This is a genomic window from Enterobacter sp. BNK-34, from assembly GCF_048684445.1.
Classification (GTDB): domain Bacteria; phylum Pseudomonadota; class Gammaproteobacteria; order Enterobacterales; family Enterobacteriaceae; genus Enterobacter; species Enterobacter pseudoroggenkampii.
In genome coordinates this window covers 2421862-2436700 of sequence record NZ_JBLQUA010000001.1, presented here as the reverse complement: position 1 = coordinate 2436700, position 14839 = coordinate 2421862, and the positions used below count along the sequence as shown (strand labels likewise).

At 58.3% G+C, this 14839-nt stretch carries 15 protein-coding genes; 11 read left to right on the top strand and 4 right to left on the bottom strand.

Annotated features, from left to right (window positions below; all coding sequences use genetic code 11):
• The first annotated feature begins 72 nt into the window (after window positions 1–72).
• From ACMGG5_RS11895 to ACMGG5_RS11875, 5 genes are all read left to right on the top strand, one after another.
• Complete coding sequence (locus ACMGG5_RS11895) at window positions 73–1641, top strand: ABC transporter substrate-binding protein (protein WP_420277902.1); 1569 nt, start codon at window positions 73–75, stop codon at window positions 1639–1641.
• 65 nt (window positions 1642–1706) lie between these two features.
• Window positions 1707–2720 (top strand): ABC transporter permease, encoded by a 1014-nt coding sequence (locus ACMGG5_RS11890; protein WP_420277901.1) that lies wholly within the window; start codon window positions 1707–1709, stop codon window positions 2718–2720.
• Entirely contained in the window at window positions 2720–3553 is an 834-nt protein-coding gene (locus tag ACMGG5_RS11885; RefSeq protein WP_248272916.1) for an ABC transporter permease, read from the top strand. The genes ACMGG5_RS11890 and ACMGG5_RS11885 overlap by 1 nt, the downstream gene beginning before the upstream one ends.
• Window positions 3546–4382 (top strand): ABC transporter ATP-binding protein, encoded by an 837-nt coding sequence (locus ACMGG5_RS11880; protein WP_420277900.1) that lies wholly within the window; start codon window positions 3546–3548, stop codon window positions 4380–4382. Before ACMGG5_RS11885 ends, ACMGG5_RS11880 begins: the two co-directional genes overlap by 8 nt.
• The gene (locus tag ACMGG5_RS11875) at window positions 4369–5073 is read left to right on the top strand and encodes an ABC transporter ATP-binding protein (RefSeq protein WP_420277899.1); all 705 of its coding nucleotides are present in this window, start codon (window positions 4369–4371) and stop codon (window positions 5071–5073) included. Before ACMGG5_RS11880 ends, ACMGG5_RS11875 begins: the two co-directional genes overlap by 14 nt.
• A gap of 43 nt (window positions 5074–5116) precedes the next feature.
• On the opposite strand, the gene ACMGG5_RS11870 is transcribed toward ACMGG5_RS11875, so the two are convergent.
• The 4 genes from ACMGG5_RS11870 to budA form a co-directional block, all read right to left on the bottom strand.
• On the bottom strand, window positions 5117–5590 hold the full coding sequence (locus tag ACMGG5_RS11870) for a cold-shock protein (RefSeq protein WP_024906955.1): 474 nt from the start codon (window positions 5588–5590) through the stop codon (window positions 5117–5119).
• Window positions 5591–5721: 131 nt separating this feature from the next.
• A complete protein-coding gene (locus ACMGG5_RS11865; protein ID WP_024906954.1) occupies window positions 5722–6492 on the bottom strand; it encodes a (S)-acetoin forming diacetyl reductase in 771 nt (256 codons plus the stop codon).
• A gap of 20 nt (window positions 6493–6512) precedes the next feature.
• A complete protein-coding gene (gene alsS / locus ACMGG5_RS11860; protein WP_420277898.1) occupies window positions 6513–8234 on the bottom strand; it encodes an acetolactate synthase AlsS in 1722 nt (573 codons plus the stop codon).
• A complete protein-coding gene (gene budA / locus ACMGG5_RS11855; RefSeq protein WP_061098944.1) occupies window positions 8206–8985 on the bottom strand; it encodes an acetolactate decarboxylase in 780 nt (259 codons plus the stop codon). The genes alsS and budA overlap by 29 nt, the downstream gene beginning before the upstream one ends.
• 105 nt (window positions 8986–9090) lie before the next feature.
• Between budA and ACMGG5_RS11850 the strand changes: the two genes are divergently transcribed.
• The 6 genes from ACMGG5_RS11850 to glnH all read left to right on the top strand — a co-directional run bounded on the left by ACMGG5_RS11850 (window position 9091) and on the right by glnH (window position 14789).
• Window positions 9091–9972 carry a LysR family transcriptional regulator gene (locus ACMGG5_RS11850; protein ID WP_032649661.1) on the top strand — a complete coding sequence of 294 codons (882 nt, stop codon included), beginning with the start codon at window positions 9091–9093 and terminating at the stop codon, window positions 9970–9972.
• A gap of 252 nt (window positions 9973–10224) precedes the next feature.
• On the top strand, window positions 10225–10815 hold the full coding sequence (locus ACMGG5_RS11845) for a hypothetical protein (protein WP_024906950.1): 591 nt from the start codon (window positions 10225–10227) through the stop codon (window positions 10813–10815).
• A 232-nt stretch (window positions 10816–11047) separates the two neighbouring features.
• Window positions 11048–11905, top strand: coding sequence for a MurR/RpiR family transcriptional regulator (locus ACMGG5_RS11840; protein WP_032649670.1), 858 nt, complete (start codon window positions 11048–11050; stop codon window positions 11903–11905).
• 127 nt (window positions 11906–12032) lie between these two features.
• On the top strand, window positions 12033–13361 hold the full coding sequence (locus ACMGG5_RS11835) for an aspartate aminotransferase family protein (protein ID WP_420277897.1): 1329 nt from the start codon (window positions 12033–12035) through the stop codon (window positions 13359–13361).
• On the top strand, window positions 13358–13912 hold the full coding sequence (locus ACMGG5_RS11830; protein WP_175557789.1) for a carboxymuconolactone decarboxylase family protein: 555 nt from the start codon (window positions 13358–13360) through the stop codon (window positions 13910–13912). The genes ACMGG5_RS11835 and ACMGG5_RS11830 overlap by 4 nt, the downstream gene beginning before the upstream one ends.
• Before the next feature lie 124 nt (window positions 13913–14036).
• Window positions 14037–14789: a glutamine ABC transporter substrate-binding protein GlnH gene (gene glnH / locus ACMGG5_RS11825; protein ID WP_032649674.1), complete on the top strand. Its 753-nt coding sequence runs from the start codon at window positions 14037–14039 to the stop codon at window positions 14787–14789.
• The last annotated feature ends 50 nt before the right edge of the window (window positions 14790–14839 follow it).

Genomic DNA, 14839 nt, shown 5'->3' with positions numbered 1-14839 from the left:
TGTGGAATGTCACAGTCGACCTAACGTAGCGGAGCATAAAACAATCACAATATATTCTTCTCAGGGATCGCTATGACGAAAAAACTGTTGCCGTTACTGGTGCTGGCTGCGCTCTCAGGCGCTACCCACGCCGCTACTCCGCCCAACACGCTGGTGGTTGCCCAGGGGCTTGATGACATCGTGAGCCTCGACCCGGCCGAAGCCAACGAGCTCTCCAGCATCCAGACCGTGCCGAGCCTCTATCAGCGTCTGGTCCAGCCGGACCGCGATAATCCGGAAAAAATCACCCCGATTCTGGCAGAAAGCTGGGAAGCGGACGCGGCAGCAAAAACCCTGACCATCAAGCTTAAACCCGATGCGAAATTCGCCTCCGGCAACCCGCTGCGCCCGGAAGACGTGATTTTCTCCTACACCCGCGCCGTGACGCTGAACAAATCCCCGGCCTTTATCCTCAACGTGCTGGGCTGGGACGCGAGCAACATCGCCAGCCAGCTGAAAAAGGTGGACGATCACACACTCCAGTTACACTGGACGGCGGACGTTAGCCCGTCGGTGGCGCTCAATATTCTCTCCACCCCGATTGCCTCTATCGTCGATGAAAAAGATGTCGCCGCGAACGTGAAGGATAATGACTTCGGTAACGCGTGGCTGAAAATGCACTCGGCGGGCAGCGGCGCGTTCAAAATGCGCGTCTATCAGCCGCATCAGGCCATCGTGCTGGAAGCTAACGACTCCGCGCCCGGCGGCGCGCCGAAGCTCAAAAGCATCATCATTAAAAACGTCCCCGATCCGGCATCACGCCGCCTGCTGATCCAGCAGGGTGATGCGGACGTGGCGCGCGATCTGGGGGCCGATCAGATAAGCGCGCTGGACGGCAAGCCGGGCGTGAAGGTGCTGAGCATTCCGTCCGCCGAGCAGAATTACCTGGTGTTTAACACCGGCAACAGCGCCAATCCGCTGCTGAATAACCCGGCCTTCTGGGAAGCGTCGCGCTGGCTGGTCGATTATGACGGCATCACCAAGAACCTGCTGAAAGGCCAGTATTTTGTTCATCAGAGCTTCCTGCCGGTCGGCCTGCCGGGCGCGCTGGAAGATAATCCGTTTAAATTTGACCCGGCAAAAGCGAAAGCCATTCTCGCTAAAGCGGGCATTAAGGACGCGCACTTCACGCTGGACGTAGAGAACAAGCCGCCGTTTATCACCATCGCCCAGTCGATGCAGGCGAGCTTCGCTCAGGGTGGCGTGAAGGTGGATCTGCTGCCTGCCGCCGGGAGCCAGGTCTATGCCCGCGTGCGCGCAAAGCAGCATCAGGCGGCGATTCGTCTGTGGATCCCGGACTACTTCGATGCGCACTCTAACGCCAGCGCCTTCGCGTGGAACGACGGGAAGTCCAGCACCGTGGCCGGTCTGAACGGCTGGAAAATTCCGGAGCTGAACAAGGCCACGCTGGCGGCGGTTGCCGAACCGGATCCGGCGAAGCGTCTGGATCTGTACAAGAAAATGCAGGAACAGCTGCAGCAGAGCTCGCCATACGTATTTGTCGATCAGGGTAAAACCCAGATCGTGGTGCGCGATAACGTGAAGGGGTATCAGCAGGGGCTGAACGCGGATATGGTCTGGTACGATCGCGTTACGAAGTAGCTTTTCCCCCTCTCCCAACGGGAGAGGGAGCCGTCCGTGCATATTTTCAGGATAATGGTTTTCCCATGCCACATCTTTCCACCCGCGTGCTCCAGGGTCTGCTGACCCTGCTGCTCACGCTCTTCGGGCTGCTGCTCGTCACGTTTGCGCTCTCAGCGTTTTCACCGGTCGATCGCGTGCTGCAGATCGTCGGCGATCACGCCAGCCAGTCAACCTACGATCAGGCTCGCCACCAGCTGGGGCTGGATCGCCCCCTGCCCGTGCAGTTCTGGCACTACCTCCAAAACCTTGCCCATGGTGATTTAGGCACCGCCAGCGCCACCGGGCAGCCGGTGCTGCAGGACCTGCTGCACGCCTTCCCCGCCACGCTGGAGCTGGCGACGCTGGCCTTAATCATCGGTGCCGTGCTCGGCGTGATTGCCGGGGTGCTGTGCGCCCGCTACGCAGGTTCGCCGCTCGATCTCTCCATCAGAACCCTCACCCTGCTCGGCAACTCTGTACCGATCTTCTGGCTCGGCCTGCTGATGCTGGCCCTGTTCTACGCGAAGCTGCAGTGGAGCGCGGGTCCCGGCAGGCTGGACGATATCTGGCAGTTCACCGTCGAGCCGCGCACCGGCTTTGCGCTGGTGGATACCTGGCTTTCCGGCGACCGCGAGGCGTTTCGCAACGCCCTCAGCCACCTGGTGCTGCCGGTGCTGCTGCTGGCCTATTACTCGCTGGCAAGCATTACCCGCCTGACGCGCTCCGCCTGCCTCGGCGAAATGAACAAAGAGTACATCCTGCTTGCCCGCGCCAAGGGAGCCGGGGAGATGACCATCCTGCTGCGCCACGTGCTGCCAAACATTCGTGGCACCCTGCTGACGGTGATCGCCCTCGCCTACACCAGCATGCTGGAAGGCACGGTACTGACCGAAACCGTCTTCTCCTGGCCGGGGATCGGGCGCTACCTCACCACCGCCCTGTTCGCCGGAGACACCACCGCCATCATGGGCGGCACGCTGCTGATTGGCGTCTGCTTTGTGCTGATCAATAACCTTACCGACCTGCTTGTGCGGGCGACCGATCCCAGGGTGCGCTGATGCCGTTTTATCTTTTCTTACGCCGCCTGCGCCGCTCCCCTGCCGCGTTTTGCGGGCTGGTGGCCATCGCGCTGCTGGTGTTTATCGCCCTGTTCGCCCCCTGGCTCGCGCCGCTTGACCCGAACTGGCAGGACGCCGCCGCGCGCTTACAGGCACCGAACGGCCAGCACTGGCTGGGTACCGACAGCTACGGGCGCGACCTGCTCTCGCGCCTGATTTACGGCACCCGTCCGGCGCTCGGGCTGGTGGCGCTGGTTACCGTTATCACCCTGCCTGCCGGGCTGCTGGTGGGGATTTTGTCCGGCTACTACGGCGGCTGGATGGAGCGCATCCTGATGCGCTTTACCGACGTGGTGATGTCGATGCCGCGCCTGATCCTCGCCTTCGCGTTTGTGGCGATGCTCGGCCCGGGGCTGGTCAACGGCGCGCTGGCGCTGGCCTTAACCACCTGGCCCGCCTATGCGCGTCAGGCGCGGAGTGAAATTCAGCGTCTGCGCCACAGCGATTATCTGGCCGCCGCAGAGATGATGGGCATTCGCGGCATGCGCCTGCTGGTCGGCCATATTCTGCCCCTGTGCCTGCCGTCCGCGATTGTGCGCCTGGCGCTGGATCTGGCAGGGATTATTCTGGCGGCCGCTGGTCTCGGCTTCCTCGGCCTTGGCGCACGGCCGCCCATGGCCGAATGGGGGGCGATGATTGCCGACGGCATGCAGGTCATTTTCGACCAGTGGTGGATTGCCGCCATTCCGGGCGGAGCCATCCTGTTTGCCAGCCTGGCCTTTAACCTGCTGGGCGACGGCCTGCGCGACGTACTGGAGCCACAGCATGACTGAACACCGCGTCATCGTCGATGCGCTGAATATCGACTACCCCGCCGCGCGCGTGGTCAACAACCTGAGCTTCACGCTTGGCAACGAGCGGCTGGCGCTGGTGGGGGAATCCGGCTCCGGCAAGTCGATGTCCGCCCGCGCCCTGATGGGGCTGGTGCGTAAGCCCGGCATCGTAAGCGCTAACCGGCTTAACGTGCTCGGCAACGACCTGCTGACCCTAAGCCCCCGCCGCTGGCAAGCGCTGCGCGGCAACGGGATTGCGATGGTCCTGCAGGACCCACGCTACGCCCTTAACCCCGTGAAAACCGTCGCCGCCCAGCTTGATGAGGCGCTTACGCTGCATCAGCGGCTGCCGCGTTCAGAACGCCAGGCACGCATTCACGACATCATCCGCGCCGTCGGACTCAACGAACATGTCCTCCAGCGCTACCCCGGTGAGCTTTCCGGGGGCATGGGCCAGCGGGTGATGATTGCAATTGCGCTCGTCAACAACCCGCAGGTGCTGATTGCCGACGAACCGACCTCCGCGCTGGACGCCCGCCTGCGTAGCCAGATCCTCGAACTGCTGGTGCAGCAGTGCGAAGAACGCCGGATGGCGATGCTGTTAATCAGCCACGATCTGCCGCTGGTGGCGGAGCACTGCGACCGCGTGCTGGTGATGTATCAGGGCGAAAAGGTGGATGAGATGGCGGCGAGCCAGCTTCCGCAGGCAACGCATCCGTACACGCGCACCCTGTGGACCTGTCGTCCAGACGTCCATACTTATGGACAGATGCTGCCAACGCTCGACCGTTCGCAGCCGTGGAAGGAGGCCAATAATGGCGCTCGTTGAAGTAAAGGATCTCCAGGTGAGCTTCGGGGAGAAAACGGCGGTGTCCGCCGCCAGCTTTGTCATCGAGAAAGGTGAAACCTTCAGCCTGATAGGTGAATCCGGTTGCGGGAAATCGACGATTCTGCGCGTGCTGGCAGGGCTGCAGCGTGAGTGGCGCGGCAATATTGCGCTGCTGGGGGAAACGTTAACGCCTGGGCGACGTTTTGAAGGCGAGCTTCGCCGCAACGTACAGATGGTGTTTCAGGATCCGTGGGCGTCGCTGCACCCGAACCACACCATTGCGCGCACGCTGTCGGAGCCGTTAAGCATCCATGGCGAGACGCAAATCGCGGAAAAGGTGGCCAATGCACTGCACGAGGTGGGGCTTTCTGCCGACGCGGGTAAACGTTATCCGCACCAGCTTTCCGGCGGCCAGCGCCAGCGCGTTGCCATTGCCCGCGCGCTGCTGCTGCGCCCGCAGCTTCTGCTGCTGGACGAGCCGACCTCGGCGCTGGATATGTCCGTGCAGGCGGAGATCCTGAACCTGCTCAACCGCCTGAAGGCCGAGCACGAGATGACCTATCTGCTGGTGAGTCACGATGCGGACGTGATTGCCCATATGTCCGCCCGGGCGGCGTTTATGTCTCACGGGGAGATCCAGAAGGTGTTTGACCGTGAGGCGATGTTACGGGGCGAGCACAGGATGGGTTAAGTTTTCCAGGCCGGGTAAGGCATCGCCGCCACCCGGCAAACAATCACTTCAGCAGCTTCACCGTGGCATCAATGTCGATCTCATCTTCGGTGAAGATCAGCGTCGTGTTCTGGAAGGTGGTGATTGCCAGCTTCTTCACCGTGCGCATTTCGCCCGGCTTTTTATCAGATTTCGGCTTGATGCTGTTCATCAGCAGCCCCACCGACAGCACCGCATTCTCTTTGTCGATTTTGGTATCAACCGGCTCTTCTTCGTTAAACACCACGAAGGATTTGATCGAGGTGAGCTTCACGCGCTCGCCCGCAATAAAGAGATGTTTGCTTTCCGGGATCACCTTCACCGCGTAGGCGGAAAGGCCTTTGTTGTTGGTGGTTGGCTCGAAGGTCACCGCGGCATCTTTCTTAATCAGATCGGGGTTCGCGACCTTAATCACATGAAAATAGCGGTTATCGCCGTTTTCATCTTTGATAAATCCAAAGCCTTTATCTTTAAACCACGTTGTGATTGTACCGTTCATCGCTGTTACCGCCTGTCAGATCGTAATGACTAAAGTTTTGCAGCGCGCAGTGTAATGCACAATGGCGGAGGAGACAAAAAAAAGCCCCTGCACGGGTGCAGGGGAAAACTCATGTCAGAGCTTATTAGAATTTAGTTGAACACCATCCCACCATCAATTAAGAGCGACTGGCCGGTCATGTAGTCGGAATCCGGCCCAGCCAGGTATGAGACGCAGGCGGCGACATCTTCCGGTTCGGACAGGCGGCCAAGCGTAATGCGTTTGGCAAAGGTTTCAGTCCCGTAACCGAGCGGTTTACCCGCCGCCTCGGAGACCTGACGGTCGATCTCTGCCCACATCGGCGTTTTAACGATGCCCGGGCAGTAGGCGTTAACGGTTATCCCCAGCGGCGCGAGATCCCGTGCCGCGGTCTGGGTTAAGCCGCGCACCGCGAACTTGCTGGAACTGTAGACGGCCAGCTCCGGGTTGCCGGTGTGGCCCGCCTGGGAGCAGGCGTTGATGATCTTGCCGCCATGCCCTTCTTTGCGGAACGCGTCAATCGCGGCCTGGATCCCCCAGATCACCCCTTTCACGTTAATGTTGTAGACCTTGTCGACAATATCCGGCGTGATGGATTCAATTGGGGTAGACGGCGCAATCCCGGCGTTATTGACGATCACGTTGAATCCGCCCAGTGCGGTGCGGGCTTTCTCCACCGCCGCAAATACCTGTTCGCGGTCAGAGACATCCACCTTCACGGCGACGGCGTTCCCGCCGTTACGGATGATTTCATCGGCGACGGCTCTTGCCGTCTCAACGTTATAGTCGGCGATGGCGACGGCAAAGCCATCCTTCACCAGGCGAAGCGCGATCGCTTTACCAATCCCCTGGCCTGAGCCTGTTACGAGAGCAACTTTTTGCATTTCTCTGTCCTTATGTTGATTCACAAAATCTGGCTGAGATGGAGCTGGCCCATCAGCAGCGGGTTATCGCTGTAGTCGACGGGAATGGCCACCACGGCCGGGCCATCCACATCCATCGCCGCACGCAGCGTGGGTTCGAGCGCGTCGGCGCTCTCCACGGCAAAGCCTTTCGCGCCAAAGGCGTCGGCATAGAATTTGAAATCGACCGGGCCAAACTCGACGCCGGAAAGACGCTGGTATTTTTTCTCTTCCTGAATGGCAACCATGTTGTAGCCGTTATCCACCCAGATGATGTGTAGCACGTTAGCGTTGAGGCGCACCGCGGTTTCCAGCTCCATGCTCGACTGCAGGAAGCCGCCGTCACCGGAGACCGAAACCACCTTGCGGCTCGGGTTGACCAGCCACGCGCCAATGGCCCACGGCAGCGCGACGCCCATGGTCTGCTGACCGTTGGAGATCATCACCTGACGCGCCCGGAAGCTGTAGAGATAGCGGGCGATCCAGATGTGGAAGCTGCCCATGTCGACGGTGAGCGTCACGTCGTTATTCACGATGTCCTGCATGGCGCGCACGATGCGCAGCGGATGCAGGGCAAACTGGTTGAGCGAGGCGCCGCGACGATCGAGCAGATCGCGCTGATGCTGGCGATCGACCAGAATTTCGGAGGCCCGCTGGCTTAGCTCAAGCTTATGGTCGATACGGTTAGCGAGCTGATTCAGCGTTTCGGCGATGTCCCCCACCAGCTCCAGATCCGGCACGTAGTTTCGTTCTTCATAGGCAGGCAGCACATCGATGTGCACCAGCGTAGCGTCGCCGCTGTTCCACATGGACGGCTCGTATTCCACCGGGCTGTAGCCGATGCAGATAATCAGATCCGCCAGATGGAGCAGCCGGTCGCCCGCCTGGTTATTGAAGAGACCGACGCGTCCGGCGAAGCGGGTGAAGTGCTCCTGGTTCACCGCCCCGGCGGCCTGATAGGTGCTGGTGACCGGAATGCGGCTTTTCTCCAGCAGCTTGCGCAGCGCGGCGCTGTTGGCTGGCTGGCTCGCCATCAGCCCCAGCAGAATGACCGGGTTTTTGGCCTTCTCGATAAGCTTCGCTACATCGTTGATGGCGGATTCCGGTGCCGGCCCCATCAGCGCGGGACCGCTGGCGGGCAAAATTGCCCCCGTGGCGGGCTGGTCGACAATATCCTGCGGCAGGCTGACGAATGCGCCCCCCGGCCTGCCGTGCTCGGCGGCGCGAAACGCGTTGGAAACCACCTCAGCAATCGCGTCCGGCGCACTCACCTCCACGGCGTATTTGGTGACCGGGCTGAACATGGCGACGGTGTCCATGCTCTGGTGCACCAGCTTGGCTTTATCTGCCCGCTTCACCGCCCCGCCCAGCGCCACCACAGGGTCGCCTTCGCTGTTGGCGGTGGCAATGCCGGTGATCAGGTTGGAACAGCCCGGCCCGGAGGTCACCAGCGCCACCCCGGCCTTGCCGGTCAGACGCCCTACCGCCGCCGCCATAAACGCCGCGTTGGCTTCGTGACGCACCGGAATAATCTCGATGGAGGAATCCAGCAGGGAGTCAAAGACCTTGTCGATTTTCGCCCCCGGGATCCCGAACACCTGCTTCACGCCCTGCGCTTCCAGCTGGCCAACAACCAAATCGGCGCCGTGCGCCCACTGACGTGACTGTTTCTCACTGTTCACGGTAGTTCTCCTGTTAGTTTTCGACGGCACGGATCGCCGCATCCAGATTGCTGGGGTGAAGGTTGGCCTGTAAAAAGGCGCTGTCGGCGGGCAGATCGATCATCAGCTTGTGAATTTCACCGAAGGTGAGGACGCCGCTCTCCAGCTGGTAGTCGAGCAGATGGCCCCCGCCCTGACGGTCGTCGGTGATGAAATGCTCGTGATAGCCCGCCACGTTGATGCCCTGCATATGCTGCGGCGTGCGGAACCCGACCAGCACGCCCTCGCGCTGGTTGAAGCGGAACACCGGCTGGTCGTCCAGCACGTCGGTCATCGCGCGGTACGGCGGCTTCTGGCGCGGTACGGTGCGGGTGTGGGCGTGACGGAAGTTGCCGTCGATGCGCAGCGCGCAGAACAGGTTATCGGAGGGGATCTGCTGGTCGATGACGTCGTGGATCTGCTGACGGCTCACCGGCGCATCGAAAGTTTTGCGATACTGCGGCTGGAACCAGGTCATGACCGCGAACGGCGTTTTCTGCTCCGGCTTCGCGGCCCGGGCGCTGCCGTCGGCGCGCAGCTGGTACACCTGACTGCTGAAGGCAATCATTTCGCCGTCCAGCTCGTTGAAGGTACCCAGACCAAAATCACCGTGTGCCAGCAGATCGGCGATGGTGGTCTCTCCTTCATACACGCCGCTTAACAGGGCGCTCATTAGCGATGTCTGATAGATCACGCTGTCAGGATGCTGGGCGGAGAACCCGCGCAGGGTCTCACACAAACTGGCCTCACAGTCGCAGGCAGATGAATGCATCATCATGCTCGTCCTCTTCAACTTTATTTAGAAAGGTTAAATAAATGTTGACCCGATTCAGCAGAGAGTTCCAATATAGAAACCATGCTGGTTTGAGACGTTTTAGATATGGAACTTCGTTATCTGCGGTATTTTGTCGCGGTTGCACGCGAGCGACACTTCACCAGGGCGGCCGAAGCGCTGGGTATTTCACAGCCTCCTCTGAGTCAGCAAATCAAACGGCTCGAAGAGGAAGTGGGCACGCCGTTGTTCAGACGTCTGACGCGGGGCGTGGAGCTGACCGAAGCGGGAGAAGCCTTCTATGAGGATGCCTGCAAGATCCTGGCGCTGAGCGATGCCGCGCTGGAGAAAGCCCGCGGCATCGCGCGCGGGCTGAACGGCAACCTGTCGATTGGCATCACCAGCTCCGACGCTTTTCATCCCAAAATTTTTACCCTGATTCGCCAGTTTCAGGTGCAGAACATGGCGGTGCAGGTTCACCAGGTGGAAGCCAATATGTCGTCGCTGACGACGATGCTGGCAGAGGGTGAACTGGATATCGCCTTCGTGCGCCTGCCGTGCGAGAGCAGCAAGGCGTTCGAGTTAAAAATTCTCGACCGGGAGCCGATGGTGGTGGCGCTGCATCGCGATCATCCGCTGGCGGCGTGCGATTCGCTGGCGTTAGAGCAGCTTCGGGAAACGCCGGTGGTGTTGTTCCCGCAGGAGGTCGCGCCGGGCCTGTATGACCGGGTTCACGGTTGCTGCGAGCGGGCCGGGATTGACGTGCAGCACGCGCTGCAGTCGTCGCAGCTTTCGTCCTCCCTGAGCATGGTCTCCGCTGGCGGCGGGTTCGCGCTGGTCCCCAAATCCATGGCGGCCATTTCACCGCCGAATGTCACCTATCACACGCTGAGTTCACCGGAGCTTTATACCGATATTGCGCTCTGCTGGCGGCGTTTTGAACGTTCGCGGACGGTGAAGCGGTTTTTGACGATGCTGAGCGAGGGGTGACGGCAGTGCGGCTGTGCCCGGCGGCGCTTCGCTTGCACAGGCCTACGGTTCGTGTCGCTTTTCTTTTTTCTCTTGTAGGCCGGGTAAGGCGCAGCCGCCACCCGGCAATGCCAGCCTCTGTCGTCAAATCACGGGATCTTAGAACGGTAAAGGTCTTGTTGATGCACGCTTCGGTACTACGTTTTCCTGGTAATTGTCTGCCGCAAACCATCTGTTACTCTGGCTGTGCTCAAAGGATGACAAGGAAGAACAATGCTGAACCCCGGATTCGTTACCCGCAAAGCGCTTGCTCAGTGGCGGGATGTTCCTGCTTTTCTCCCCCAGTTCCAGTTTCATGAAAAACACCGAGCGGTCATTCATACTGCGCATCCTGAAAATATTCTGCCGTTGATTGCCAACTTTGACGTCCGGCAAGATGCCGTGATTCGTCGGCTGATGTCTTTGCGGCAATTGCCGCAAAGATTTCTGCGCAATCAGCAGGCTAACTCAATCAGCAACTTTGGGTTGCACAGCTTTACGCTTTTGAAAAGCTCAGCTTCTGAGCTCAGCTACGGCTTAAAAGGCCAATTCTGGAGGACTGATTTCGGTCTGGAAAACGCACCGGATGCCATTGCTTTTCAGTCTCCAGCCGCGCCGGGCAGCGCAAAACTGTTGCTCCGCTACCAGGTAACGGAACTGGCGCCGGGTCAACATGAACTCTGTACGGAGACCTTCGTTTATTGTCCGGACAAACGTACTCACCTAAAAATGGTAGCCTACTGGCTGGCAATACGGGCCGGGAGCGGCTGGATCCGAAGAAGGACGCTGAAAGCGGTTAAGTCGAATATCGAAGGGCTGGAATGAGCGAGGAGCAGCACAATGCTGCATAGAAAACAGTCTTACCTTTGGCCTTTATCATAATGATCATCAGATTGGTTTCGCGCATCTGATAACCACCCTGTTCAGCTCCCCGTTGACTTATTCACTCTGTGTTTTCATCATCCGTTTCTGAGACAACGCGAACCCGTTCGGTCTGTGAAGATCGAACGTAAGTTGACAACAGCAGCGCTAACCTTCAAAAGCGGGACTATTTGCTATGAATCCAAGGGAAAATATTGTCAGTACATTCAGTGAGTTGTCTGCAGAATTACAGCGTGCTGCCGAGTTCTCTCTACAGAATACCAATCAGCTGGTCGTGCTATCGATGCGCGCCTTCGCCAGTGAAGCCGGTGTAAAACCCGCCACGCTGCTGCGGTTAGCGCAACGATTGGGTTACAACGGCTGGGGTGAACTCAAGAACGCATTCATTGATGAACTCGGGCTGCGCAATGATACATATGTATCCAAAGCCGAGAAATTGATTGCCAAAGGCACTCAACCGCAGCTGTATGAAGAGGTGTTTCAGGCGCATCAGGCAAATTTGGCTTTCACACAGCATGAAAACCATCAGGCCATGGAGCAGGCTGTATCGCTGCTGGACGCGGCTGAGAATGTCTATATTTGCGGCTTCCGGGCCAGCTTTCCTATCGCCTGGTCGCTGTTTTATGTCTATCGACTGTTCAATCGGCAAGCATCACTCATTGATGGTCTGGCGAGCAATATCGAGGTATTCACCCGCGAATTAACAGCACAAGATTGCCTGTTACTCACCAGTTTTGCCCCCTATTCGCGTGAGTCGCTCGATGTCCTGCGCGCGGCCCAGCAGGCAGGCGCGACAATCGTCGCCATTACGGATTCTCCCGTCTCGCCATTAGCCCAGGCTGCCGATTGCACGCTGCTGTTTTCCATAGACAGCCCGTCGTTTTTTCCTTCCGTGGTGTCCGGTATGGGGCTCGCCGAGTGTTTACTGGCGATGCTGGTCGCGCGCCATGGTCGGGATGCAGTCAATAAAATCGAAAATGCTGAACGCTATCTTATCGACTCTGGTGCCTATGTGGTGCCCGGGAAACCCTGAAAAATAATTCATTTGCATCCGGCATAAGAAAACAGAATGCATTTGGATCAAAATGAAATTGACGTGATACAAATGGATCCTGCAAGATGCGCTTTATTAGCACAGCGTATTCAGGAGCAGGACCCGCATGACCCATATCATTCACCGCAGTCTACGCAACACGCCCGCCGTGGCGGTACGCGCCCAGGGGGCGTACATTTTTGATGCACAGGGAAAACAGTATCTGGACGCCTGCGGTGGCGCCGCCGTTTCCTGTTTAGGCCACGCGCATCCTGACGTGCTGGCTGCGATGCATCGCCAGATCGATCAACTGGCCTATGCCCATACCGGTTTTTTTACCAGCGACACTGTTGAACAGCTTGCTGAACAGCTGACTCGCACGGCGCCTGGCGATCTTAACTATGCCTATTTCGTTTCGGGGGGTTCGGAAGCGGTCGAAACTGCGCTCAAGCTGGCGCGTCAGTATTTTGTTGAGATCGGCCAGCCGTCGCGCACCAAATTTATCGCCCGTAAGCAGAGCTATCATGGCAATACCCTTGGGGCGCTCGCGGTGGGAGGCAACGAATGGCGCCGCCGCCAGTTTGCTCCCTTGCTGATCGACGTTATCCGCGTTTCGGCCTGCAACGAGTATCGCGACCGCCGCGCTGACGAAACCCAGCAGCAATACACCACGCGTCTGCTCAACGAGCTGGAGCAAGCCATTATTGAGGCCGGTCCCGACACCATTATTGGTTTCTGTGCAGAAACCGTGGTGGGAGCCACCACCGGCGCCACGCCGCCTACCCCGGGCTATCTTAAAGGTGTACGCAACCTGTGTGATAAATACGGCATCCTCTATATCGCGGATGAAGTCATGTGCGGCATGGGACGCACCGGCACATTGCATGCGTTTGAACAGGATGATGTGGTGCCGGATTTGGTGACCATCGCGAAGGGGCTGGGGGGCGGCTATCAGCCGATTGGCGCAGTATTAGCGAGCGAGAAGATTGTCTCAGCGCTGCAGGCCGGTAGCGGTCTGTTCCAGCACGGGCACACCTACATTTGTCACGCGACCGCCGCGTCCGCAGCCCTGGCCGTGCAGCAGGTGATCGCGCGCGATAATTTGCTGCAGGCGGTCAGGCAACAGGGGGCTTACCTGCACAACGCATTGCGTGAAGTGCTGGGGGAATTACCGCATGTCGGGGATACGCGTGGACGCAGCTTGTTTGCGGGCGTTGAGCTGGTACGCGATAAAGCCAGCAAAACCCCCTTCGATCCTGCCCTGAAACTGCACGCAGCAATCAAAGCAAACTGTATGTCACGTGGGCTGATGGTCTATCCAATGGGTGGAACGATTGACGGGCAGTATGGCGACCATATCCTGATCGCCCCCCCGTTTATTGTCACGCCTGGCCAGCTCGACTTTGTAGTGGACACGCTGAACACCGTCATTCGCGAAGAGACCGGCAAATTATGATCAATCGTTTACCCCCACTGGCGGAGCATGAATGGGACGACCAGCAGCGTGCTTTGGCCGAAGAGATAATCAATGGGCCCCGCGGTGCGCTGCTGCCACCTTTCGAGCCGCTGCTGCGCAGTCCCGAGCTGATGGCGCATGCGCAACGCATGGGCGAATACCTGCGTTATCGCAGCGCGCTGGGACAGCGCCTGTCGGAACTGGCGATTTTGATGACCGCGCGGCACTGGTCACAGCCTGTGGAGTGGGCGATTCATGCGCCGATAGCGCGCGAGAAAGGTATTTCTGCCGCGGCAGTGCAGGCGATTAATGAAAAGCGTCTTCCAGAGGATCTGCAGCCGGATGAATGGGCGGTCTATCACTTTTGCAAGGAGTTACAGGAGCAGCAGAAGGTCAGCGATGCCACCTGGCAGCACGCTATCGCGCTGTGGGGTGAGAAAGGCGTGGTGGATCTGATCGGAATTAATGGTTATTACAGTTTTCTCTCGATGGTAATGAACGGCGCACAGACGCCGGTACCCGACACCCGGGATGAGATTATTCCCGCATAAGTATCGTTTTAATTTTGGCGCATGAAAGTGCGCCCTGCATATCAACTTTTTATTTCCCCACCCTGCCGATATATTTCGCCGGGTGACATTCATGCACGCTACTTTACTGACGCCGAGGGTTATCATGTCTGGATTATTCACTAAATTAAAAGTTACGTTAGCACTGGTCGCTTGCTCCGCCAGTTTTGTGGCAGAAGCACAGGATAAATTAACGGTTGGCGTTGATACCGCGTTTGTCCCCTTTGAATTTAAACAAGGCGATAAATACGTCGGCTTTGATATTGATTTGTGGGATGCCATTGCTAAAAAAATGCACGTCAGCTACGAATTACGCCCGATGGACTTCGGGGGACTGATTCCGGGTTTGCAATCACGTAATCTGGATGTCGCCATGGCGGGCATTACGATAACCGACGCGCGTAAACAGGTCGTCGATTTCAGCGACGGTTATTATGATGCTGATTTATTAATGGCGGTGAAAAGCAGCGATAATACCATTACTAAATTCAGCGATTTAGCAGGAAAGAAAGTGGGATTAAAGCAGGGAACGGCGGCAGCCAGCTTTATGAAAAGCAAATATAAGGCGAACTATGTCGAATTCCCGAATATCGATAACGCCTATCTTGATTTGCAGGCAGGTAACCTTGATGCCGTGGTGCATGATTCGCCCAACGTGCTCTATTACGTAAAAACGGCAGGTGATGGCAAAGTGAAATCGACCGGCGAGACTGACAGCATTCTGCCGCAGCACTACGGCTTTGCGATGCAAAAGAACAGCAGCCTGACGCCGAAGATCAACGCTGCGCTGCAGGCGTTACGTGCGGACGGCACTTACAGCAAGATTTACGTGAAGTGGTTTGCTAAACAGCCAAAATAATCCCGCCAGGTCGGAGCGATCCGACCTCGTTACATCTTAACGGGTAACAT